Consider the following 21,442-nt stretch of genomic DNA (forward strand, 5'->3'; position numbering starts at 1 on the left):
GGCCGCTCAGTCCGGTCTCGGCACTTCGACGATCAGCGCGTCCACGGCGACGGCGCCGGCCGGGCCGACCATCAGCGGGTTCACGTCCAGCTCCGCCAGAGTGTCGAGATGGGCGCCCGCAAAGGCGGCAATGGCCATGACGGCGTCGACGACCGCCGTGAGATCGGCAGCGGGCCGGCCGCGGAAGCCGTCGAGCAGGGGGAAGCATTTCAGACCGCGCAAGGCCGCCTCGACATCGTCGCGTCCGACCGGCAGCAGGAGCGGGACGGCATCCTTGACCAATTCGACCAGGATGCCGCCGGCGCCGATCACCAGCACCATGCCGAACAGCGGATCGCGCTTGACGCCGACGATCAGTTCGGCGAGCGGCGGCGCCTGCATCGGCTCCAGCAGGAACCGTTCGAGACGGATCTGCGGCGCATGGCGGGCGACGCTGTCGACCATGCGGTCGGCCGCGGCCAGGATTTCGGCCCGGCCGCGCAGGTTGAGCGCGACGCCGCCGGCCTCCGTCTTGTGCGGCAGGTCGTCGTGCAGGGCCTTGAGCACCATCGGCGCGGCGACCGCCTCGTCCGGCAGGCCGGCAAGTTCGGCGCGCGACAGCACGCGGCCGTCCGGGACCGTCAGTCCATGGGCGGCGAGGCGGCGCTTGGAGTCCGCCTCGTTGACGGTTCGGGGCGCGCCCGACAGCGGCGGCACCGCATGGGGCACCAGCCGATCGAGCGCGGCGCCGCCGTCGGCGGCATCCCGGCGCACCCGTTCGCCATGGGCGGCCCATCGGGCGATCACCTGCGCGGCATCGTGCAGGCCCTGCAGCGGCACGATGCCTTGGGCGATCATGCGCTGGCTTGCCTCCGGCGTGATGCCGCCGGTATTGACCGAGGCGTGATAGACCGGCTTGCCGGCCGCCTTTCCGGCCGCGGCCAGCGCCCGGTCCATCGCGTCATGCGCCGGGCTGCCCCGATAGGGCGATCCGGCCGGGGCGAAATCGACCACCAGCATGCCGGCATCGACCGCACCGGACAGAAGCGTGGTCAGCATCGGCGTCAACAGCTTCTCGTTGCCCCAGTTGCCGGCCGTGAAGTCGAACGGATTGGAGACATGGCCGAATTCCGGCAGCAGCGGCTGGATGGCGGCGACCTGCGCCTCCGTCGGCGGCGGCAGCTGCAGGCCGGCGAAGGAGCAGTAGTCCGCCGCCAGGCCGTTGTCGCCGCCCGAGCTCGACGAGACGGCGAGCCGCGTGCCGGCGAGCGGCGCGGACAACGAGGCGATCTTCATCATCTCCAGAAATTGCGGCACCGTCTCGGTCTCGATCACGCCGAGCCGCGCGAACAGGGCCTCGTAATACTCGTTCCGACCGGCGAGCGAGCTGGTGTGGCTGGCCGCCATGGCGGCGCCGAGGTCCGAACGGCCGGAGCGGCAGACGATGACCGGGATGGCCTTCGAGCGGGCCAGCAGGCAGGCTCGCGCAAAGGCGGGCACGTCCCGGATGCCCTCCATGAACAGGCCGAGGCAGGTCACGTTGGGATCGTCGACGAGGCCGTCGATATAGTCCTCGAAGCCGAGGACCGCTTGGTTGCCGGCGCTGATCAGATAGGAATAGGGCACGCTGCGGCCGTTCGAGACGATATGCCCCGTGACGTTGCCGCTCTGCGAGATGACGGCGGCGCCGCGTCCCGTCTCCAGGACCGGAAAGGGCGACGGCCAGATGCTGCCGTGGTTGACGTAGTTGACCAGGCCGTAGCAGTTCGGCCCGACCACGGCCATGTCGCCGGAAGCCTGGATGAAGGCCCGGTTGCGCTCGGCTCCGGCCTCGCCGATCTCGGCGAAACCCGAGGCGTAGCAGACGACGCCGCCGGCATCGATCCGGCGCAGCTCGTCGAGCGCCCGGATGGTGGCATCCGCGTTGACGGCCAGAAAGACCGCGTCGGGCGGGCTTGGGATGTCGGCGATCCGCGGCACGCAGCGGTAGCCTGCGATTTCCGACCGCTTGGGATGAACGACATGGACCTCGCCGACGAACTCGCGATCGCGCAGCGTGGTCAGCGTCCGCTCGACCTGGGTGCCGCCGATGAAGGCCATGCGCTGCGGCGCCAGCAGGCGCCGGAAGTTGCGGCGGAGGGCCGGGCGCATCCGTGCGCCCGCCGCATCCAGGGGGAAATCGTGCATGTGTCTCTCCAGGCGTCCGACCGCTCGCTGCGGTGCCGGCGGTGACGGCGTCCGCATCACGCGGGGTCGGGGAGCGGGGCGTCGGTCTCGAAGTTGACGAGGTCGAAATCGGGTATCAGTGGGTACTTTTCGGGGTCCTCGCGGAACTGATCGCACAGCCACTGGCGCAGGATCCGCCGGCAGTCCTCCTGCGAGTAGCTCTCCTCCATCACCCAACCGAGCCACAGCCCGTCGGCGAGCTGCGTCAGCGTGATGGCGGCGAGGCGGGTATCCATCTCCAACCCGCGCTCGCGCGCCGCGGCGGCGATGCGCCGCTGGATGTTGGCGCGGTAGCGGCCCCAGATCGTCCGGTGCATGTCGAGCACCTGCGGCAGGATGAAGGCCGCGCTCATGTAGTGGATCAGCATCCTCTGGTAGCCGGTGTCGCGCAGGAACGGGACGAAGACCGAGTGCAGCAACTTGCCGAAGTGTCCGCTCTTGGTCGAGATCACGACATGGCGAAAGAAGTCGTCGACATTCTGCAGATAGTACTTATGCGCGACGATCAGAAGATCGTCCTTGTTGTCGAAATAGTGGTTGATCAGCCCGCGCGACAATCCGGACTCGTCGGCGATCGTGTTGATCGTCGAGTTCAGGTAGCCGTGCTTGCGGAGCGACTTCAGGGTCGCAACGATCAGTTCGGTCCGTCGCGTTTCGCCGGCTTGCCGGTGCTTTGTCGCCCGTTTCATCGTGTTCCTTCCGGCCGCCGGCCGATGGTTCTGCGGTCGTCAGTTCCGATAGGGCCGCAGCAGGTCCTTGGCGATGACGTCCTGGTGGATTTCGGACGTTCCCTCCCAAATCCGCTCGATGCGCGCATCGCGCCAGAAGCGCTGGATCGGGAAATCCTCCATCATCCCCATGCCGCCGAAGATCTGGACGGCGTTATCGGCGACCCGGAAGACCATCTCGGAGCAATAGTAGTTGACCATCGACGCCTCGGTCCGATTCATCAGGTCGTTGTCCATCTTCCAGGCGGCCTCCTTGACCATCAGGTCGCCGAGTTTGATGTCGATGGCCATGTTGGCGATCTTGAAGCCGATGCCCTGAAACTCGCCGATGGTCCGTCCGAAGGCCTTGCGGGAGCCGGCCCATTCCTTGGTCATGTCGAAGATGCGTTCGGCCCGCCCGACGCAATGCGCCGACAGGGCGACGCGGCCGTCGTAGAGCCACTCGTTGGCGGTGTTGAAGCCTTCGCCTTCGCCGCCCAGGATCTTGCTGTCGGGCACGCGCACATTGTCGAAATAGACCATGGTCGGGTTGTAGCCGCGGGTGACGATCGACTTCATCGGCTCGACGCGCAGGCCCGGCGAGGCTTTGTCGACCAGGAAGGCCGTGAAGCGCTTGCGCGGCCCCTTCGGCGTCTGATCGGTGCCGGAGACGGCGATCAGGATGATGAAGTCGGCGATGTCGGCGCCCGAGATGAACTGCTTGACGCCGTTGATCACCCATTCGCCGCCCTGGCGTTCGGCCCGGGTGACGATCGCGCGCGCATCCGAGCCGGCGCCCGGTTCGGTCAGCGCGAAGGCGTTCTTGCGTTCGCCGCGGATCGACGGCAGCAGATATTCCTCGATCTGCTCGTCCCGGCACTTGAACAGGATGCCGGTGACGCCGCGGTTCATGCATTGTCCGAGCGCCGTGGACGGTTTGCCCATGACCCGTTCGGCCTGCATCTTGGTCTGCTTGTCGAGGCCCGGGCCGCCCCATTCTTCCGGCAGGTTCATGCCGTCGAAGCCGGCTTCCAGCGATTTGCGCCGGATCTCCTGCTTGATCTCGTCGGGGACGTAGCGAAGCTCCTCGACCACCGCCTCGTGCGGGTAGAGCTCCCGGCGGCAGAATTCCTCCAGCGAGTTCACCAGCGCCTGCTGCTCGAAATCCAATGCGAAATCCATGTCCGCCTCCTCACGCGCCGACGAACCGGGGGGCGCGGCGCTCGTTGGCGGCCGCCAGCCCTTCGGCATGGTCCTGGGTCTGGGCGCAGATCTTGCCCGCGGCCACCTCCTCCAACTGCTGGTCGGACAGGCTGCGGCTATGGGCGCTGTTCAGGAGCTTCTTCGCCTGGGCGATGGCGACGGTCGGCCCGGCGGCGAGCCTCTGGGCGAAAGCGAGCGTGTCGTCGAAGAGCCGTTCGGTCGGGCTGACATGGCTGACCAGGCGGTTCTCCAGCGCGACCGCCGCCGTCCAGAGGTCGCCCGTGAAGGCGAAGCGCTTGGCCGCCTCCAGACCCATCACGCGCGGCATCAGCCAGGTGCCGCCGCAATCGGGGTTGTAGCCGACATTGGTGTAGGAGCAGATGAACTTGGAGCGCTCGGACGCGTAGCGGAAGTCGCAGGCGAGGGCTATGTCGAGCCCGGCGCCGACGGCCGCGCCGTCGATCATCGCGATGGTCGGCTTCGGCATGTCGTGGACCTGCTGCACCAGCCGCAGCGATTCCTCGACCCAGTTCATGTCCGGCCAGGGATTGTCGCCCTTGCTCTTGTCGGCCCATTCCTTGACATCCGCGCCGGCCGAAAAGGCCCCGCCGCGTCCGGTCAGAACGAGGGCCCGCATCGTCCGGTCCGCGGCCGCCTCGCGCAGGGCCCGGCGCAGTTCGATCGTGATGCCCATGCCGAGCGCATTGCGCGCCTCCGGCCGGTTGAGCGCGATCACCCCGACCGCGCCGTGACGTTCCGTCTCAAGAAACCTGTACATTCCTGCCTCCCGGAAATGTCCTGCCGGCGCCCCGTGCAGGGCGGTAGCCGCCCTTTGCCGGGCAGCGGCCGCCCTCTGCGGGGCGCCTCGATCGCCGGCGGTGCCGGCTCAGTGTCCCGTCCATCGCGGCGCGCGCCTCTCCAGGAAGGCGCGCTGCCCTTCGATCATGTCGTCCGATTTCAGCATGCGTTCGAAAACGGTCAGGTCGGCACCCGGCAGGCCGCGCAGGGCCATCGCCTGGCGGTCCGGCAGGCCGTCGACGGCCCGCAAGGCCTCCTTCAGCGCCTGCTGCGCCAGCGGGGCGCCGCGGGCCACCTGCCGGGCGACCTCTGAGGCCATGGCGTCGAGCCGGTCGCGCGGCGCGGTGCGATAGGCGAGCCCCCAGCGCAGAGCGTCCGCGGCGGACATCGGCTCGCCGGTCCAGATCATGGCGGTCGCGACATGGTGCGGAATGCGCCGCGGCAGCCGCTGCAGCCCGCCGCCGTCCGGTATGAGGCCGCGCTCCAGTTCCGGCAGGCGCAGATGGGCCTCGTCGGCCATCAGGATGATGTCGCAGGCGAGCGCCAGTTCGAGCCCGCCGCCGATCGCCGGCGCGCCGATCACCGCGATCAGGGGCTTCTTCAGCGACCACAGCGTGGTGATGCCGCCGAAGCCGCCCTCCTTCGCGCCGGGCTCCCGTTCGCGGCCGTCCTGCGCGGTCGACTGACGGAAATCCAAGCCCGCCGAGAAGGCCTTCTCGCAACCGCTGGTCAGGAGCCCGACACGCAGGTCCGGCTCGTTCTGGAGGTGCAGGGCCGCCTGTTCGAGGCTCCGGCTGAAGCGTCGGCAGATCGCGTTGACGGCCGGCTTGACCATCCGGATTTCGAGGATGGGTCCGTCGCGATGCAGTTCGACGAAGCCGGCGAGCTCCCGGTTGAGATCCGCCAGCATGTCAGGCGTCCTCGCGCTTGGAACGGGTCGTGACGATATGCAGGATCAGCGGCGGCACCGAGGTCATCACCAGCATGAGGGTCGAGACGGCTGCCAGCGTCGGATCGACATCGTCGCGCAGCGTCGCGAAGGTCACCCGCGACAGGGTCGAGACGGGCCCGGAGGAGACCATCAGCGAGATGATCAGCTCGTCGAAGGAAACCAGGAACGCGAGCAGCATCGCGGTCGCCACCGAGAATTTGAGCTGCGGCAGCGTGACGGTCATGAAGGCCTTGAACCGGGTCGCGCCGAGGCTCCGGGCGACCATCTCCTGGCTCATGTCGTAGCTTTCGAAGCCGGCGCTCATGGTCAGGACGACGAACGGCATGGCGACGACCGTGTGGCCGAGGATCAGGCCGTGCAGGGTGTTGAGCAGGCCGCCGAGGCGGGCGAAGACGAAGAAGATGCCGACCGCGATCAGGATTGCCGGCACCGCCAGCGGCGAGACCAGGGTCGCCCGGATGGCGCTGCGCAGCCGGAAGCCGGACATGTGCAGCGCATAGGAGGCGGCGATGCCGGTCACCGTGGCGAGGATCATGGTGCCGAAGGCGACGCGCAGCGACACCCACAGCGATCCGATCCACTTCTCCTGGCCGAAGAAGGCCTCGTACCAGCGGGTCGACCAGCCGGCCGGCGGGAAGGACAGCGAGGTCGTCGAACTGAACGAGACCGGCACCACGATCAGCGCGGGGGCGACCAGATAGAAGACGACCAGGCCGACCAGCACGTAGAGCCAGAGCCGGTTGCGATGGGACACGTGGGATTCCATCGTCGTCTCCCTCAACGGTCGGTGCTGAGCCGCCGCACCAGCACCATGCTGGCGGCGAGGCAGAGGGCGGTGACGACCAGCAGCAGCACGGCGAGCGCCGCCGCGGGTCCCCAGGTCGGATAGAGCGAGATGGATTCCTCGATGCGCTGCGCGATCATCTTGACCCTGCCGCCGCCGAGCAGCGCCGGGGTGATGTAGAAGCCGAGGCACATCACGAAGACCATGATGGTGCCGGCGACCAGGCCGGGCATCGAGAGCGGCAGGAAGACGCGCAGGAAGGCGTGGGTCGGCGTCGAGCCGACGCTGGCGGCGGCGCGCATCAGGTTGCCGTCGATGGTCTTCATCGAGGCGTAGAGCGGCAGGATCAGGAACGGCACCATGATGTGGACCATGCCGATGATCGTGCCGGTCATGTTGTGCACGAGCGGGATCGGCCGTTCGACCAGCCCGGTGGCGACCAGCGCCTTGTTCACGAGGCCGTTGCGCTGCAGGATGATCAGCCACGAGAAGGTGCGCACCAGTCCGGATGTCCAGAACGGGACCAGCACGGCGAGCATCAGAAGGCCCGACCAGCGCGGCGGCAGGATCGCCAGCACATAGGCGACCGGATAGCCGAGGATCAGGCACAGCGCCGTCACCGCGAAGGCGATCGCGAACGTATTGACGAACATCTGGACATAGGCCGGCTCGGAGAAGAACAGCGCGTAGTTCTCGAAACCGAGCTGGCCGTCGCCGCCGATGAAGGACATCGACAGGAGCCAGCCGATCGGCACGACCATCAGGATCGCCACGATCGCCAGCGCCGGCACGGTCAGCCGGAACATCAGCCGGTCCTCGGCGCGCGCCTCGCGGTCGAGGGCGCGCTGGTTGGCGGCGAGGTCGGCCTCGGTGACGGGGGGGAGGATTGCCGCCGGCTGCATCGCCTAGTCCTCCGCCTGCACGATGCGCGCATCGGCGCGATCGAGGCCGAGCGTCACCCGCGCGCCGGCCTGGGGCAGGCGCCGGAGGTCCTCGGCCCGGTTGGGGAGGCGGGCGAAGACGGTATCGCCGCCGTCGAGACGGACCTCGAAGAGCAGGCTGTCGCCCTGGAACACGACCGTGACGACCTGGCCCGGAAAGGCGTTGCCGCCGTCCGCCGCACCGGCCTCGACGATCTTCAGCCGTTCGGGGCGCAGCATCAGGAGCGCCTTGCCGGCGGGCGGCCGCTGCCCGTCGGCGGTTTCGATCGTGCGTCCCGCATAGGCGAGGCCGCGGTCGGTCGGCGTCAGCGGCAGGAAGGCGGATTCGCCGATGAAGGCCGCGATGAAGCGGTTCGCCGGCTTCTCGTAGAGGTCGGACGGCGAGGCGATCTGGGCGAGGCGGCCGTGCGAGAAGACCGCGATGCGGTCCGACATGGTCAGCGCCTCGCGCTGGTCGTGCGTGACCGAGATGGTGGTCATGCCGAGGCGGTCGTGCAGCTTGCGGATCTCGATCTGCATCGTCTCGCGCAACTGCTTGTCGAGCGCCGAGAGCGGTTCGTCCATCAGGAGGATGCGCGGTTCGAACACGATGGCGCGGGCGAGCGCGATGCGCTGGCGCTGGCCGCCGGAGAGCTGGCTGACCTTGCGGTCCTGATAGCCGCCGAGCTGGACCAGATCGAGCACATGGCGCACGCGCTCCTCGATCTCGGCCTTGCCACGCTTCCTGAGCCGCAGCGGATAGGCGATGTTCTCGCCGACCGACATATGCGGAAACAGCGCATAATTCTGGAAGACCATGCCGATGTTGCGCTTGTGCGGCGGCAGATGGACGATCTCCTGATCGGCGATGCGGATCGATCCCCGGGTCGGGCGGCTGAACCCGGCGATCATCATCAAGAGCGTCGTCTTGCCGGATCCGGACGGACCCAGAAGCGTGAGGAATTCCCCCGCCCGGATGTCGAAGGAGACATCCTCGACGGCGCGCAGAGACCCGAAATGCTTCGACAGCTGTTGGATCTGCACCGGCAGGGCCGGCGTCGCAGGCTGGTTCATCGCCACATCCCGAATGAAACCCGTGCATGGCAGGACCGGCCGCGGCGGATCGCTCCGCGCGCGTCATCGGTCCGGCCCCCGCCGTCGGCGGCGAGGGCGATCGCAAAGTCGGACCCGACGCCCGCGGGCGCCGGGTTCGTGCGGGAGGGACCTATTGCATCGCCGCATCCCACTTGGTCTGCGCCTCGATGATGTGCGCGGCCCAGTAGGGCATGTCGGTGATCAGCTGCTTGGCGATGTTCTCGGTGCTGGTCACCACCTTGGCGGCCTTCTCGGGCGAGATCAGTCCGAGCTTGAAGGCATCCTGGTTCATCGGCCCGTAGGGGATGTAGTCGGGCAGACGGGCCTGGTATTTCGGGTCGAGCAGGTGGTTGATCAGCCGCATGGCGCCCTCGGGATTGGGCGAATTGCGCGGCACCACCAGGCATTCGACGTCCATCACCGCATCGTTGAGCGTATAGGCGTAGGGCGCGCCTTCCTTGATGGCGGCGTCGATGCGGGCCGCCCAGATGGTCAGCATGTCGACCTCGCGCGCGGTGGCGAGCTGCGTCGCCTGCGCGCCGGTCGCCCAGCGGACGGTGATGTTCGGCTTGAACTTGGTCCATTTCTTGATCGAACGCTCGATGTCGACCGGATAGATCTTCTCCTTCGGCACGCCGTCGGCCAGGAGGGCGATCTCCAGGTTGGTCGACGGATAGGTGCCGCCGATCGCGCGCGTGCCCGGGAACTTCTCGACGTCGAAGAAATCGGCCCAGTTCTTCGGGGGATTCTTGCCGTAGACGTCCTTGTTGTAGGCCAGGACCGTCGTGTAGGCGGTAAAGCCGACCCAGTTCTTGTTGCGGAGATGCTCCGGAACGCCGGCGGCGTTGGGGATCTTCGAATAGTCGAGCGGGACGATCAGCTCTTCCTTGGCGGCCTGGTCGCAGAGGCCGCCGTAGAGCTCGGCCACGTCGATATCGACGGCCTTGGCCTTGACCTTGGTGCGGATGTCGCGAATGCCGCCGGCCAGCACATAGTCGACGACCTTCATGCCTTTCTCGGCCGGCAGGCGGTCGAGGATCGCCTTGCGGACGCCCTCCTGATAGGCGCCGCCATAGGAAGCGTAGCTGACCGTCTCTTCGGCCATGGCGGGCGTCGCCAGAGCCAAGGCCGATACCGCCATGATCACGCGCAGTTCCATGGTTTCCTCCCATTCTTCTGGACCCACTTGTGTGGATCCGTTGATTGGCCCGGATTGAGATCCGGTTCTGTTGTACCGGCCCCCCGGTCGGTTGGTCGTGCGGCCGGAGCGCACCGGCCGCATGGCTGGATCGGGTCGTCGTCGGTCGCGACGGCCGGCGTCAGGCCGCGAAGGCCCGGAGCCCGCCTTCCATCGCCTCCCGGCATTCGCGCACCATGCGATCGAGCAGCTCGGCGCAGGTCGGGATGTCTTCGACCAGGCCGACGACCTGGCTGGCCCAGACCAGCCCCTCGTCGACCTCGCCCGACTGCAGCGCGCCGCGTCCGCGGGCGCCGGCGACGAGCGGCTGGAGATCGGCGAAGGTGCATCCGCCCGGCCTGGTCTCCAGTGCGACGACCTCCTGCGAGATCCTGTTCTTCAGCACCCGGCCGGTGTTGCGCAGCGTCCGGAAGATCAGCTTGGTGTCGCATTCCGACGCATCGAGCAGGGCGCGCTTGATGGCATCGTGGATCGGCGCCTCGCGTGTGGCGCAGAAGCGGGTGCCCATGTTGACCCCCTCCGCGCCGAGCATCAGGGCGGCCGCCATGCCTCGCCCATCGCCGATGCCCCCCGAGGCGATCAGCGGCACCTTGACGGCCCGCGCCGCGGCGGGAAACAGGACGAGGCCGCCGACATCGTCCTCGCCGGGATGGCCGGCCGCCTCGAAGCCGTCGATCGAGATCGCATCCACGCCGGCCCGTTCCGCCGACAGGGCATGCCGGACCGCCGTGCATTTGTGGACGATGATCGCGCCGGCCGCCTTGGCCTTGGCGATGAATTCCTTCGGGCTGCGCCCCGCCGTCTCGATGATCCGCACGCCGGACTCGAGCGCGGCATCCAGATAGGCCTCGTAGGGCGGCGGCTGGGTCGACGGCAGGATGGTCAGGTTCACGCCGAAGGGCGCGTCGGTCATCTGCCGGCACCGGGCGATCTCGGCCCGCAGGGCTTCCGGGTCGGGCTGCGTCAGCGCGGTCAGGATGCCGAGGCCGCCTGCGTTGGAGACGGCGGCGGCCAGTTCCGCACGGCCGACCCACTGCATGCCGCCCTGGATGATCGGGTATCGGATGCCCAGTAGTTCGGTGACCCGCGTCTTCATGCCGTCCTGGCCTCGTCCGATCCGCTGATGGAGGGAGGTTAGTGCGGGGGCGGCCATCCTGTAAACAGAAAATATGCTGGCCGTCCAACTTATATAAAGATAGCATTCCGAAACGTTGGACAAGCGTCCAATGTTCTGCGATTCCCAGGTGGAAAGGCGGGTCCGTGCGTCACTTCCGTCCGAAATCCCGGTCCGTCCCGGCGGACCGGGACCCGGCCCCTCCGCCCGCGCGGCCGCTCGCCGAAGGTCGCTGCGCGGCGACGACCCCGCCGGGGGCCGCCGTCCGATGATCGCCACCCCCGGGACGGTGCGGGCCATAGCCATGATGTGCCTCGGTTCGTTGTGCTTCACGCTCAACGACACGATGACCAAGTTCCTGATCGACCGGTACGACGTGCCGGTGATCATCTTCGTGCGCAGCCTTCTGGCGATGCCGCTGCTGGCCGGCATGGCGGTGGTGATCGGGCGGGATCGGATCCGATGGTCGGCGCATGCGCCGCTCTATGCCCTGCGCGGGGCGATCAATCTGCTGGCCGCCTATCTCTACATTCACGGCCTGAAGCATCTCAGCGTCGCCGAGGCGACTGTGATCCTGTTCGCCTCGCCCTTCATCATCACCGTCGCCTCCGCCACGCTGTTCAAGGAAACGGTCGGTTGGCAGAAATGGGTCGCCGTCCTGGTCGGATTCTGCGGGGTGATGATCGCCATGCGGCCCGGATCGGCGGCGTTCCAGCCGGCCTCGCTGCTGATCCTGGCCTGCGCGTTCCTCTATGCCTCGATCTCGCTGTCCGCCCGCTGGCTCAAGCAGGACGACAATCTCTGGACGGTCAGCTTCTTCGGCGCGGCCTTCTCGGCGGTCTTCATCGCGCCGCTGGCGATCGGCGACGGCCTCGCCATCCGGATCGACGACCTGGCCCTGTTTGCCGGTGCGGCGCTGTCCTCCAGCTTCGGCATCGGCTTTGCGACGCTCGCCTATCGGTCGGCGCAAGCCTCCGACCTCGCCCCCTTCGCCTATTCGGGCCTGATCTGGTCAACCGGCATCACCTGGATCGTCTGGGGCGCCATGCCGGGCCTCTGGACGCTGGTCGGCGCCGGCGTCGTGGCGAGCAGCAGCCTCTTCCACCTACTGGCGCGGTCCCGGCCTGGCCGCCCCGGCTGAGAGGCGGGCGCGCCCGGGCCGAGCCGGCCATGCCGCGCACCGATCCCGGTCCGGCCCTAGTGGTTTGATCGAGACGGATGGTACCCCTCCGTCTCGTGAATCCAAACCACTAACTCTTTGACCACTGGTGGTTCGATCGAGACGGATGGCACCCATCCGGCTCGTGAATCCGAACCACCAACTCCTTGACCCCTATGTAGCGAGATGGCAGGCCGCGTGGCGGCCCGTCCGGAGCTCGCGCAGGGCCGGCGCCTCGGTCCGGCAGCGGTCGACGGCGATCGGGCAGCGCGGGTGGAAATGGCATCCCGACGGCGGATCGACCGGTGACGGCGGCTCGCCCTCCTGGAACGCCATCGCGACGGCGCGCGCCGGGTCGGGCTCGGGCGAGGACAGCTTCAGGAGCCTGGTATAGGGGTGCAGCGGGTCGACGAAGATCTCGGGTACCGGGCCGGTTTCGACGACGCGGCCGAGATACATGACCACCACGCGCTGGCAGAAATAGCGGACCACGCCGAGATCGTGCGAGATGAACACGAAGGCGAGGTTGCGCTCGCGGCGCAGCGTCTCGAGCAGCTTCAGGATCTGCGCCTGGACCGATACGTCGAGCGCCGAGACCGGCTCGTCGGCGAAGATCAGGTCCGGGCCGAGCGCCAGGGCGCGCGCGATGCCGATGCGCTGGCGCTGGCCGCCGGAGAATTCGTGCGGATAGCGGTCGACGGCGCTCGGCGGCAGGCCGACCTCGTCGAGCAGCCGCACCACCGCCGGCTTGACCGCCGCGCCGCTGGCGATGCCGTGGACGCGCAAGGGTTCGCCGAGGGCGTCGATGATCCGCTGCCGCCCGTCGAGCGAGGAGGCCGGGTCCTGGAACACCATCTGCATGCGCCGGCGCAGGGTGCGGAGATCGGTCTTGCCGGCGGCGAGCACGTCGGTGCCGTCGAACTGGACCGCGCCGCCATCGGCTTCCTGCAGGCGGAGCGCGACGCGGGCAACCGTCGACTTTCCGCAGCCGCTCTCGCCGACCACGCCGAGCGCCTCGCCGCGGCCGACCGTGAAGGAGACGCCGTCGAGCGCGCGCACCAGTGCGGTCTTCGGGATCGGCCAGCCGCGCCGGGTCTTGTAAATCTTGCGCAGGTCGCGAATGTCCAGAAGGGGCGTGGCGGTCATGGCGACATCCTCGCCCAGCAGCGGACCAGATGGTTGGGATCGTCGCCGACCGGGGTCAGCGGCGGCAGTTCGGCGCAGCGGTCGTGGCGCAGCGCGCAGCGGGTGGCGAAGCGGCAGCCCGTCGGCATCTGCGTCAGCGTCGGCACCTGGCCGGCGATCGGCTGCAGCGGCGTGTCGCCGTCGATGCGCGGCATGGCGGCGAGCAGCGCCTCGGAATAGGGATGCGACGGCCGCGCGAAGAAGGCCCTGACCGGCCCGCTCTCGACCACGTCGCCGCCATACATGACCATGACCCGGTCGGCGACCGAGGCGACCACGCCCAGATTGTGGGTGATCAGCAGCAGCGCCAGACCCTCGCGCTTCTGCACGTCGGCCATCAGCGCCAGCACCTGCGCCTGGATGGTCACGTCGAGCGCGGTGGTCGGTTCGTCGGCGATCAGCACCTTCGGATCGCAGGCGAGCGCGAGCGCGATCATCACGCGCTGGCGCATGCCGCCGGAGAACTGGTGCGGATAGGCGTCGAGCCGCGAGGCGGCGGCGGGAACGCGGACCAGTTCGAGCAGTTCGCGGGCGCGGTTGAGCGCCGCCTTCTTGGACAGGCCGCGATGCTGGATCAGCGATTCGGCGACCTGGAAGCCGATCGGCAGGACCGGGTTCAGCGAGGTCATCGGCTCCTGGAAGATCATGCCGATGCGGTCGCCGCGCATGCTTTCGCGCGTCGGCTCGTCGGCGGCGGTCATGTCGACGCCGTCGACGACGATGCGTCCGCCGGAGACGCGGCCGACGCCGGCCGGCAGCAGCCCCATCACCGAGAGGGCCGTCAGGCTCTTGCCGCAGCCGCTTTCGCCGACCAGCGCCAAGGTCTCGCGCGGCCGGACCGCGAACGAGATGCCGCGCACGGCATCGTACCAGGTGCGGCCGACGCGGATCTGCGTGGTCAGTTCGTCGACCACCAGCGCGGGCGGCTCGGCATCGGGGATGAAATCGTCGCGCAGGGCAGCGGTCATTGCGGCGACCTCGGATCGGTGGCGTCGCGCAGGCCATCGCCGATCAGGTTGAGCCCGATCATCACGGCCAGGATGGCGAGACTTGGGAAGATCGACATCCAGGGCGCGTCGAGCAGGTTGTCGAAGCCCTCGCGCACGATGCCGCCCCAGGTCGAGGTCGGCGGCGGCACCGAGAGACCGATGAAGGCAAGGGTCGATTCGGTGCGGATGGCGGTCGCTAGCCAGAGCGACGCCATCACGACCAGTTCGTCGAGGATGTTCGGCAGCACATGCAGGAACATGATACGCATGTCCGAATAGCCGAGCGCCCGGCAGGCATCGACGAAGTCGCGCTCGCGCATCGCCATGGTCGAGCCGCGCGCCATGCGGATGAAGGCCGGCACCGCCGTGACCGCGATGGCGATGATCAGGTTGGTCAGCGAGGCGCCGAGCACGGCGACCAGCAGGAGCCCCATGATCAGCTGCGGGAAGGACAGCAGCACGTCGGTCGCCGCCACCACCAGCCGGTCGACGAGGCCGCCGTAGTAGCCCGAAACGACGCCGATCACCGTACCGATCACGACGCCGGCCAGGGTCGCGACGAAGCCGACATAGAGCGAGATGCGCGCGCCCCACAGGATGCGCGAGAGCACGTCGCGCCCGAAGGCGTCGGTGCCGAGCGGGTGCACGGTATCGGGCGGCGACAGGACCAGCAGCACGTCCTGCGCATTCGGATCGAACGGCGCGATCCAGGGCGCGGCCACGGCGGCCGCGATCGAGGCGACCACGATCAGCACGCCGAGGGCGAGGCCGCCGGAGCGGGTCGCGCGGCCGAAGGCCGAGGAGCGCGGGGCGGCGGCGGTCGGGGCTGGCGCGCTCATTGTGTCTTCACCCGCGGGTCCACGAGGCCATAGGTCAGGTCGGTCAGGATGTTGGCGAGCACGATCGCGAAGGCGGAGACGACCATCAGCCCCTGCAGCAGCGAATAGTCGCGCTGGTTCAGGGCGGTCACGATCAGCTTGCCGATGCCGGGCCGGTTGAACACGATCTCGGTCAGCACGGCATTGCCGATCAGCACGCCGAGATAGAGCCCGACCACGGTCACGATCGGCACCAGCACGTTGCGGAAGGCATGGCGCCAGACCACCGTCCGATAGGGCAGGCCCTTGGCGCGGGCGGTGCGGACATAGTCCTCGCTGAGCGCCTTCAGCATCCCGGACCGGGTCACGCGGGTGACATAGGCGACCATCAGCAGGCCGAGATTGAGCGCCGGCAGGACCAGGGCGCGCAGACGCTCGACCGGATCGGCCGCATTGGCGGAGGAGATGACCGGAAACCAGCGCAGTTCCACCGCGAAGACGAGCAGCAGCAGGATGCCGGAGACGAAGGCCGGGAAGGAGACGCCGGCGAGCGAGAAGATGCGGGCGAACCAGTCGGCGAAGCCGTTTCGGTTCTTCGCCGCCAGGACGCCGAGCGGCACGCCGAGCACGGTGCCGACCACCAGCGCGGCCAGCGTCAGCTCGATCGTGTAGGGCAGCACCGCCAGCACGTCGTCGGCGATCGGCCGGTTGGTCGACAGCGACCGGCCGAGATCGCCGGTCAGGATCTGGCTCATGAAGTCGACATATTGCGCCAGGATCGGCTTGGACAGGCCGAGCTTGTCGCGCAGTTCCGCGCGGGCGCCCTCGGAGGCCTGGTCGCCCAGGATGGCGATGGTCGGATCGCCGGGCACCACCCGGACGAGCACGAAGACCGTGGTCAACACCGCCCAGAGGGTCGGTATGGCCAGGATCAGCCGTTTGATCACGAAACGCAGCATCGCCCCACCCTAAGTGATTCTCCGAGGATTGTTCACCGGCCGCCGTCGCGGGCGGTGGCGGCCGGGCGGCCGCTGTGCCGCCCGGCCGATCCGGATCACTTCTTGGTGGTGGCTTCGGTGATCACCGGGCCGAGATGGATCGCGCCCTTGAACTGGTAGCCGTAGTCCACGTTGGTGTGGCGGGCCCAGACCTGCAGCTGCTCGAACAGCGGCACGGCGCAGACATCCTCAATGATCTTCTTCTGCGCGATGTACCAGAGTTCCTTCTGCTTGACCGGATCGACCGCCACGGAGGCCTCGTCGATCTCCTTGTCGGCCACGTCGCAGTGCGAGAAGTTGGTCACCGCGGTCGGCTTGAGCACGGTCGCCGAGGAATGGAAGAACTGCTTCAGATAGACGTCGGCTACGGGGAAGCGGGCGGCCGAATAGTAGTTGGCGCCGGACAGGTCCTTGCGGATCTGGGCGTGCCAGGACTGGTGGTCGACCACTTCCATCTGCAGGTCGATACCGACGGTCTTCAGCTGAGCCTGCAGGATCTGCATGGAGTTCAGCATGGTCGGCAGGCTGGTCTGCAGGACCTTGATGGCGACGCCGTTCGGATAGCCGGCTTCCGCCAGCAGGGCTTTCGCCTTGGCCGGATCGAACGGATAGAGCTTGGCCTTCTCGTCGGTGCCGAGATAGCCGGTCGGGATGACCGAGACCGGCGGCAGGGCGGTCGCCGCACCCTTGAACGCGACCATCTGCTTGCTGTCGACCGCATAGGCGATCGCCTGGCGGACGCGGAGGTCGTCGAGCGGCTTCATGGCGCGGTTCAGGTGGAACAGCGACAGTTCGGACGGCTGCACCACCTCGACGACGACGTTCGGCTCCTTCTTGAAGCGCTCGACCCAGCGCTGATCCTGGCGGCCATAGACCACGTCGAGTTCGCCGGACGTGAAGGCGAGGTCGCGCGAGGCATCCGCCGGAATGAAGCGGTAGACGATCTTGTCGATCTTCGGCGCGCCGCGGAAATAGGCCTTGTTGGCGACGAAGGTGAGGCTTTCGTTGGACTTGTACTCGACCAGCGCGAAGGGTCCGGTGCCGACCGGCTTGGTCTTGAAGTCGGGGCCGATCGCTTCGGCGGCCTTCTTCGAGACGATGTTGCCGCCGTGATAGTTGGCGACGATCCCGAGCAGCGCCGGAATCGGCTGCTTCAGGACGATCTTGACGGTGGAGGGATCGACCGCCTCGATGGCGGCGACGGCCGCGTAGTCGGAGGCGAAGGACGAGGTCTTGGAATCGGCCGCGCGCTTCAGCGAATAGACCACGTCATCGGCGGTCATCTCGCCCCAGTCGCCGTGGAACTTCACGCCCTTGCGCAGCTTGAAGGTCCAGGTCAGGCCGTCGGCGCTCTTGTCCCAGCTCTCGGCCAGATCGGGTTCGAGTTCCTCGAGGCTCGAGGAGCCCGGCTTGAAGCGCACCAGACCGTTGAACATCCAGGAGACGACCGGCTTGTCCTGGGTGGTGGTGGCGCGGTGCGGATCGAGCTGGCCGATATCGGCGGCGGCCATGCCGACGGTCAGGACGGATTCGGCCGAAGCCGGCAACGCCACCCCCATGAGGAATGCGGCGGCAGTGGCGGCAATGATATGTCGCTTCATCGGTGCTCTCCTGTCTCGCGACCGTGATCGGCCGTCGTTCTCGGTCTTCCGGTCTGCCGGCCCGGCTGGGTGCCGGACGGGCGGATATCAGTGTTCCACATGCACCGGCCCGGCCGCCGGTGCCGCGCCGGCATGGCCGGCGAAGCGCTCGATGCGGAAGGGCGCGATCGGACTTTCGGTGCGGCCCGCAAGGACCAGTTCCGAAAGGATCACTCCGACCGCCGGCCCCAGCTGGAAGCCGTGGCCGGAAAAGCCGAAGGCGTGGACCAGCCCCGGCGTCGTCGAAGACGGCCCGATCACCGGGATGTGGTCGGGCATCTGGCCGTCGACGCCGCTCCAGCTGCGGATCACCTGGGCGTGGGTCAGCCCGGGGACCAGCTGTAGCGTTCGCAGCATCCCACCGATCGACTGTTCCGTCACGGGGCGTGCGAGGCCCTTTTCGGCATCGTGCCATCCGGAGCCGCCGCCGAAGATGACATTGCCGCGCCGGATCTGGCGGACATAGACATCGCCGCCGACGACGCCGATCGAGCGCTCGACGAAATAGGGCAGCGGCTCGGTGACCAGCATGTTGGGATTGAGCGGCGTCACCGGCGCGGCCTCGCCGAAGGCGGCCGCCAGGAGCCCGCCGCCGGCGCCTGCTGTGTTGACGAGATGCCGGCTGGTGACCGTCAGCCCCGCCGCTTCCACCGTGAAGCGGTCCGTCCCGGATCGTGTGGCGGCGACAACCGGGGTCATCTCGCGGATGTCGACGCCGAGCCGGCGGGCGAGCCGCGCATAGGCGGGGCCGACGACGCGCGGATTGGCCTGGCCGTCGGTCGGCGAGAGCGAGGCGCCGACCACCTTCTCGCCGAGCCAGGGCAGCGCGTCGCGCACCGCATTCGGCCCGAGCATGGTCAGCTCGAGGCCCCATTCGGCGGCCGCTGCGGCGTAGCGCTCCAGTTCGGCGAGATCTGCCTCGGAGCGCGCCAGCTTGATGTGTCCGGTCGCCTCGAACTCGACATCCTCGCCGAGAAAGGCGTTGAGCCCGTCCCACAGCTTGCGCGAGCGCGCCGCGAGCGGCAGTTCGACCAGTTCGCGGCCCTGCTGGCGCACGCCGCCGAAATTGACCCCGCTCGCTCCGGCGCCGCACAGGCGCTTCTCCAGCACCGTCACGCTCAGGCCGCTCTGGCGCAGGGCGACCGCGGCCGCAAGGCCGGCGACGCCGCCACCGACGACGGTCACGTCACAATCGAGCCGCTCGCTCATGTCAGCGCCTCCCGGATCGGGATCGGCTTGACCGGCGGATTGCCGCGCAGTCGGCCGACCGTGGCGACATCGCGATCGAGTGCGCGCGCCAGCACCTCCGCGGCCGCCTGCCCGCAGACCCGCCCCTGGCAGCGTCCCATGCCGAGCCGGGTCAGAGCCTTGAGCCGGTTCATCTCGCCGGCCTCCCGGTCGCGCGCGGCGGCGCGCACGGTGCCGGCCGTGATGCCCTCGCAGCGGCAGAGGATTTCGTCGTCGGCGATGGCGTCGACCAGATGCGCCGGGAACGGATAGGCCCGCTCCAGCGCCGCGCGGAAGCGCGCCTGCCGGGCGAGCCGCGCGTCCAGTGCCGCGACGCGCGCGGCCTCGACCGGCCGCCCGATATCCTCGAGCAGCGCCAGCGCGGCGCGAGCGCCCTGCAGTTCGGCGGCATCCGCACCGCCGATGCCGGCGCCGTCGCCGGCCAGGTAGACATCGGCCCGGCTCGACCGGCCGGCCGGGTCCCGGCGCGGGATCCACTGCCGGGTGACCGGCTCGAAGACGAAGTCCAGCTTGGCGAGATCGGCCAGCTGCGCCTCGCTGCGGAGCCCGAACGAAGCCCCGACGGCATCGCAGGCGACACGATGCTCGCGGCCTTTCGCGTCGCGCCAGACCAGCGCTTCGACCCGATCACGTCCCTGCACGGCGACGGCGGCGACCCCGGAGCGGATGGACAGCCCGGCCATGGCGTTGCGTGCGGTGTACCAGAGGCCCTTGGCGAGCGTCACGGGCTCGTTCAGCAGGCCCGGCAGCGCTGCCACCTTGGCGCCGAAGGGCGTCACGTCGAGCGCGGCGACGACGGTCGCGCCGGCCTTGCGGTACTGATGTACGATCAGCGGCAGGAGCGGCCCGGCGCCGACCAGCGCCACCCGCGCGCCGATCGCCATGCCCTGCGCCTTCAGGGCGATCTGGGCGGCGCCGAGGGTGAACACGCCCGGCAGGGTCCAGCCCGGGAAGGGCAGGACGCGGTCCATGGCGCCGGTCGCCAGAATCAGGCGATCGAAATCGAGCCGTTCGAAGCCCTTCGGTCCGAGCAGGTCGATGCCCGTGTCCTCGATCGCCCAGGCCAACGTTCCGGGGCGGTAGTCGATCGCCGCGCCGAGTTCGGCCGGCAGCGCATGCAGCGCGCGCGCCTTGCCGGCCTCCAGGCCATAGAGCGCCTCGGGCGGACGCTCGGCGCCGGCCGGCGGCTGGCGGTAGATCTGTCCGCCCGGCCGCGACGCCTCGTCGACCAGTACGGGCCTCAGACCCGCGCGGGCCAGCACTTCGACCGCCCGGAGGCCGGCCGGGCCGGCGCCGATCACCACCACGCGGGGGGACTTCGGTGCCGTCATGGCCGGACCCCGTCGATGACGACCGCCATGCCGGGCTCGACCGGCGTCGTGCAGGCGCGCAGTCGCCGTCCGTCGGCGAGATCGACCCAGCAATCCTGGCATGCGCCCATCAGGCAGAAGCCGGCGCGATGGCCATCGCCGAACTCGAACCGGCGCAGCGCGCCGCCATTGAGCAGGATCGCCGACAGGAGCAGGTCGCCGACCTTCGCGGCGGCGGGCCGGCCGTCGATCGTGAAGGCGACGGTCTCGCCAGCCCGCGGGTGCAGGCGGCGGAAGAGCGGCGCCGGAGCGGCCGCTGATTGGGTGGGGGCGGCAGTCACAGCATGTGCTCGTAGCGGCAGTTGACGAGGAGTTCGGCGACGGCGGCGGTGTTGGGCAGGCCGACCACGGTCACGACCAGGCGCGCAAGGTCCTTCGGATCCGTCATCGCCTCGGGCGGCGGATCGGAGACCGCCGCGGTCAGGTCGGTCGCCACATAGCCGGGGCATAGCGCCGTGGCGCGGATGCCATGCTCCCAGCCGAGCCGGCGGACCGCATGGGTCAGCGCGACGACCGCATGCTTGGCCATCTGGTAGCCGGCATTGAGCCCCATCACCCGCTTGCCCGAGAGCGAGGCGACATTGACGACGCGGCCGGCACCGGAGGCCTTCAGCGCCGGCAGGGCGGCCCGGATCAGCAAGAAGGGCGCCTTGACGTCGACGGCGAAGAGGCGGTCGAGTTCGTCGGGATCGCCATCCTCCAGGCCGACGAAGGTGGCGATGCCGGCATTGTTGACCAGGACGTCGATGCGCCCGAAACGCTCCAGAGTGGCCGCCACCCAGGCCGGGGCCGCCGCCGGATCGGTCGCCTCGTAGGGATGGATCAGGAGATCGGGGCCGTCCGCGCCAAAGCGGTCCCGCACGGCTTCCGGCCGTCTGACGCCGAGCGAAAGCGCATAGCCGGCCTCGGCGAGCGCAGCCGCGATCTCCGCGCCGATCCCGCGCGAAGCCCCCGAAATCATCGCCACCTTGCGTCCGTCGTCCATGCCCACCGCCCGATCCGATCGCCCTGATGACGGCATCGTGACGACGGCGAGTCAACGCCGGCTCTCGACATGCG

The 21,442-nt window shown here is 68.9% G+C and carries 20 protein-coding genes; 1 reads left to right on the top strand and 19 read right to left on the bottom strand.

Going from position 1 to position 21,442, the window contains the following annotated elements:
• Window positions 1-6: 6 nt before the first annotated feature.
• The 10 genes from ABB55_RS15615 to ABB55_RS15660 all read right to left on the bottom strand — a co-directional run bounded on the left by ABB55_RS15615 (window position 7) and on the right by ABB55_RS15660 (window position 10,958).
• On the bottom strand, window positions 7-2,166 hold the full coding sequence (locus tag ABB55_RS15615; protein WP_054359634.1) for an acetate--CoA ligase family protein: 2,160 nt from the start codon (window positions 2,164-2,166) through the stop codon (window positions 7-9).
• 56 nt (window positions 2,167-2,222) lie between these two features.
• Window positions 2,223-2,894, bottom strand: a complete 672-nt coding sequence (locus ABB55_RS15620; RefSeq protein ID WP_054359635.1) for a TetR/AcrR family transcriptional regulator — start codon at window positions 2,892-2,894, stop codon at window positions 2,223-2,225.
• A gap of 39 nt (window positions 2,895-2,933) precedes the next feature.
• Window positions 2,934-4,094 (bottom strand): acyl-CoA dehydrogenase family protein, encoded by a 1,161-nt coding sequence (locus tag ABB55_RS15625; protein WP_054359636.1) that lies wholly within the window; start codon window positions 4,092-4,094, stop codon window positions 2,934-2,936.
• 10 nt (window positions 4,095-4,104) lie between these two features.
• Window positions 4,105-4,893 carry an enoyl-CoA hydratase/isomerase family protein gene (locus ABB55_RS15630; protein WP_054359637.1) on the bottom strand — a complete coding sequence of 263 codons (789 nt, stop codon included), beginning with the start codon at window positions 4,891-4,893 and terminating at the stop codon, window positions 4,105-4,107.
• Between the two features lie 108 nt (window positions 4,894-5,001).
• The gene (locus tag ABB55_RS15635) at window positions 5,002-5,823 is read right to left on the bottom strand and encodes an enoyl-CoA hydratase-related protein (protein ID WP_054359638.1); all 822 of its coding nucleotides are present in this window, start codon (window positions 5,821-5,823) and stop codon (window positions 5,002-5,004) included.
• A 1-nt stretch (window position 5,824) separates the two neighbouring features.
• Window positions 5,825-6,631: an ABC transporter permease gene (locus ABB55_RS15640; protein WP_054359639.1), complete on the bottom strand. Its 807-nt coding sequence runs from the start codon at window positions 6,629-6,631 to the stop codon at window positions 5,825-5,827.
• Between the two features lie 11 nt (window positions 6,632-6,642).
• Complete coding sequence (locus ABB55_RS15645) at window positions 6,643-7,551, bottom strand: ABC transporter permease (RefSeq protein ID WP_054359640.1); 909 nt, start codon at window positions 7,549-7,551, stop codon at window positions 6,643-6,645.
• Window positions 7,552-7,554: 3 nt separating this feature from the next.
• Window positions 7,555-8,643, bottom strand: coding sequence for an ABC transporter ATP-binding protein (locus ABB55_RS15650; RefSeq protein ID WP_054359641.1), 1,089 nt, complete (start codon window positions 8,641-8,643; stop codon window positions 7,555-7,557).
• Window positions 8,644-8,794: 151 nt separating this feature from the next.
• Window positions 8,795-9,823, bottom strand: coding sequence for an ABC transporter substrate-binding protein (locus ABB55_RS15655; protein ID WP_054359642.1), 1,029 nt, complete (start codon window positions 9,821-9,823; stop codon window positions 8,795-8,797).
• Window positions 9,824-9,983: 160 nt separating this feature from the next.
• Complete coding sequence (locus tag ABB55_RS15660; RefSeq protein WP_054359643.1) at window positions 9,984-10,958, bottom strand: NAD(P)H-dependent flavin oxidoreductase; 975 nt, start codon at window positions 10,956-10,958, stop codon at window positions 9,984-9,986.
• Between the two features lie 286 nt (window positions 10,959-11,244).
• On the opposite strand from ABB55_RS15660, the gene ABB55_RS15665 reads away from it, so the two are divergent.
• Entirely contained in the window at window positions 11,245-12,117 is an 873-nt protein-coding gene (locus ABB55_RS15665; protein ID WP_160321249.1) for a DMT family transporter, read from the top strand.
• Between the two features lie 192 nt (window positions 12,118-12,309).
• Here the strand turns inward: ABB55_RS15665 and ABB55_RS15670 are convergent, their stop codons facing one another.
• The 9 genes from ABB55_RS15670 to ABB55_RS15710 form a co-directional block, all read right to left on the bottom strand.
• Window positions 12,310-13,281, bottom strand: coding sequence for an ABC transporter ATP-binding protein (locus ABB55_RS15670; protein WP_054359645.1), 972 nt, complete (start codon window positions 13,279-13,281; stop codon window positions 12,310-12,312).
• Window positions 13,278-14,288, bottom strand: a complete 1,011-nt coding sequence (locus tag ABB55_RS15675) for an ABC transporter ATP-binding protein (protein ID WP_054359646.1) — start codon at window positions 14,286-14,288, stop codon at window positions 13,278-13,280. The genes ABB55_RS15670 and ABB55_RS15675 overlap by 4 nt, the downstream gene beginning before the upstream one ends.
• Window positions 14,285-15,148, bottom strand: coding sequence for an ABC transporter permease (locus ABB55_RS15680; RefSeq protein WP_054359647.1), 864 nt, complete (start codon window positions 15,146-15,148; stop codon window positions 14,285-14,287). The genes ABB55_RS15675 and ABB55_RS15680 overlap by 4 nt, the downstream gene beginning before the upstream one ends.
• Complete coding sequence (locus ABB55_RS15685; protein ID WP_054359648.1) at window positions 15,145-16,086, bottom strand: ABC transporter permease; 942 nt, start codon at window positions 16,084-16,086, stop codon at window positions 15,145-15,147. Before ABB55_RS15685 ends, ABB55_RS15680 begins: the two co-directional genes overlap by 4 nt.
• A 95-nt stretch (window positions 16,087-16,181) precedes the next feature.
• Window positions 16,182-17,726, bottom strand: a complete 1,545-nt coding sequence (locus tag ABB55_RS15690) for an ABC transporter substrate-binding protein (RefSeq protein WP_054359649.1) — start codon at window positions 17,724-17,726, stop codon at window positions 16,182-16,184.
• Window positions 17,727-17,813: 87 nt separating this feature from the next.
• Window positions 17,814-18,974, bottom strand: coding sequence for an NAD(P)/FAD-dependent oxidoreductase (locus ABB55_RS15695; protein WP_054359650.1), 1,161 nt, complete (start codon window positions 18,972-18,974; stop codon window positions 17,814-17,816).
• The gene (locus ABB55_RS15700; protein WP_054359651.1) at window positions 18,971-20,344 is read right to left on the bottom strand and encodes an FAD/NAD(P)-dependent oxidoreductase; all 1,374 of its coding nucleotides are present in this window, start codon (window positions 20,342-20,344) and stop codon (window positions 18,971-18,973) included. Before ABB55_RS15700 ends, ABB55_RS15695 begins: the two co-directional genes overlap by 4 nt.
• Window positions 20,341-20,664, bottom strand: a complete 324-nt coding sequence (locus tag ABB55_RS15705) for a (2Fe-2S)-binding protein (protein WP_420848232.1) — start codon at window positions 20,662-20,664, stop codon at window positions 20,341-20,343. Before ABB55_RS15705 ends, ABB55_RS15700 begins: the two co-directional genes overlap by 4 nt.
• Window positions 20,661-21,368: an SDR family NAD(P)-dependent oxidoreductase gene (locus ABB55_RS15710; RefSeq protein ID WP_054359652.1), complete on the bottom strand. Its 708-nt coding sequence runs from the start codon at window positions 21,366-21,368 to the stop codon at window positions 20,661-20,663. The genes ABB55_RS15705 and ABB55_RS15710 overlap by 4 nt, the downstream gene beginning before the upstream one ends.
• Between the last annotated feature and the right edge of the window lie 74 nt (window positions 21,369-21,442).

Origin of the sequence: Prosthecodimorpha hirschii, from assembly GCF_001305515.1 — a bacterium.
Classification (GTDB): Bacteria; Pseudomonadota; Alphaproteobacteria; order Rhizobiales; family Ancalomicrobiaceae; genus Prosthecodimorpha; species Prosthecodimorpha hirschii.

Excerpts from the sequence above, each read along its gene's own strand:
- ABB55_RS15615 (WP_054359634.1), bottom strand. The coding sequence starts at position 2,166 with ATGCACGATTTCCCCCTGGATGCGGCGGGCGCACGGATGCGCCCGGCC.
- ABB55_RS15620 (WP_054359635.1), bottom strand. The coding sequence starts at position 2,894 with ATGAAACGGGCGACAAAGCACCGGCAAGCCGGCGAAACGCGACGGACC.
- ABB55_RS15625 (WP_054359636.1), bottom strand. The coding sequence starts at position 4,094 with ATGGATTTCGCATTGGATTTCGAGCAGCAGGCGCTGGTGAACTCGCTG.
- ABB55_RS15630 (WP_054359637.1), bottom strand. The coding sequence starts at position 4,893 with ATGTACAGGTTTCTTGAGACGGAACGTCACGGCGCGGTCGGGGTGATC.
- ABB55_RS15635 (WP_054359638.1), bottom strand. The coding sequence starts at position 5,823 with ATGCTGGCGGATCTCAACCGGGAGCTCGCCGGCTTCGTCGAACTGCAT.
- ABB55_RS15640 (WP_054359639.1), bottom strand. The coding sequence starts at position 6,631 with ATGGAATCCCACGTGTCCCATCGCAACCGGCTCTGGCTCTACGTGCTG.
- ABB55_RS15645 (WP_054359640.1), bottom strand. The coding sequence starts at position 7,551 with ATGCAGCCGGCGGCAATCCTCCCCCCCGTCACCGAGGCCGACCTCGCC.
- ABB55_RS15650 (WP_054359641.1), bottom strand. The coding sequence starts at position 8,643 with ATGAACCAGCCTGCGACGCCGGCCCTGCCGGTGCAGATCCAACAGCTG.
- ABB55_RS15655 (WP_054359642.1), bottom strand. The coding sequence starts at position 9,823 with ATGGAACTGCGCGTGATCATGGCGGTATCGGCCTTGGCTCTGGCGACG.
- ABB55_RS15660 (WP_054359643.1), bottom strand. The coding sequence starts at position 10,958 with ATGAAGACGCGGGTCACCGAACTACTGGGCATCCGATACCCGATCATC.
- ABB55_RS15665 (WP_160321249.1), top strand. The coding sequence starts at position 11,245 with ATGATCGCCACCCCCGGGACGGTGCGGGCCATAGCCATGATGTGCCTC.
- ABB55_RS15670 (WP_054359645.1), bottom strand. The coding sequence starts at position 13,281 with ATGACCGCCACGCCCCTTCTGGACATTCGCGACCTGCGCAAGATTTAC.
- ABB55_RS15675 (WP_054359646.1), bottom strand. The coding sequence starts at position 14,288 with ATGACCGCTGCCCTGCGCGACGATTTCATCCCCGATGCCGAGCCGCCC.
- ABB55_RS15680 (WP_054359647.1), bottom strand. The coding sequence starts at position 15,148 with ATGAGCGCGCCAGCCCCGACCGCCGCCGCCCCGCGCTCCTCGGCCTTC.
- ABB55_RS15685 (WP_054359648.1), bottom strand. The coding sequence starts at position 16,086 with ATGCTGCGTTTCGTGATCAAACGGCTGATCCTGGCCATACCGACCCTC.
- ABB55_RS15690 (WP_054359649.1), bottom strand. The coding sequence starts at position 17,726 with ATGAAGCGACATATCATTGCCGCCACTGCCGCCGCATTCCTCATGGGG.
- ABB55_RS15695 (WP_054359650.1), bottom strand. The coding sequence starts at position 18,974 with ATGAGCGAGCGGCTCGATTGTGACGTGACCGTCGTCGGTGGCGGCGTC.
- ABB55_RS15700 (WP_054359651.1), bottom strand. The coding sequence starts at position 20,344 with ATGACGGCACCGAAGTCCCCCCGCGTGGTGGTGATCGGCGCCGGCCCG.
- ABB55_RS15710 (WP_054359652.1), bottom strand. The coding sequence starts at position 21,368 with ATGGACGACGGACGCAAGGTGGCGATGATTTCGGGGGCTTCGCGCGGG.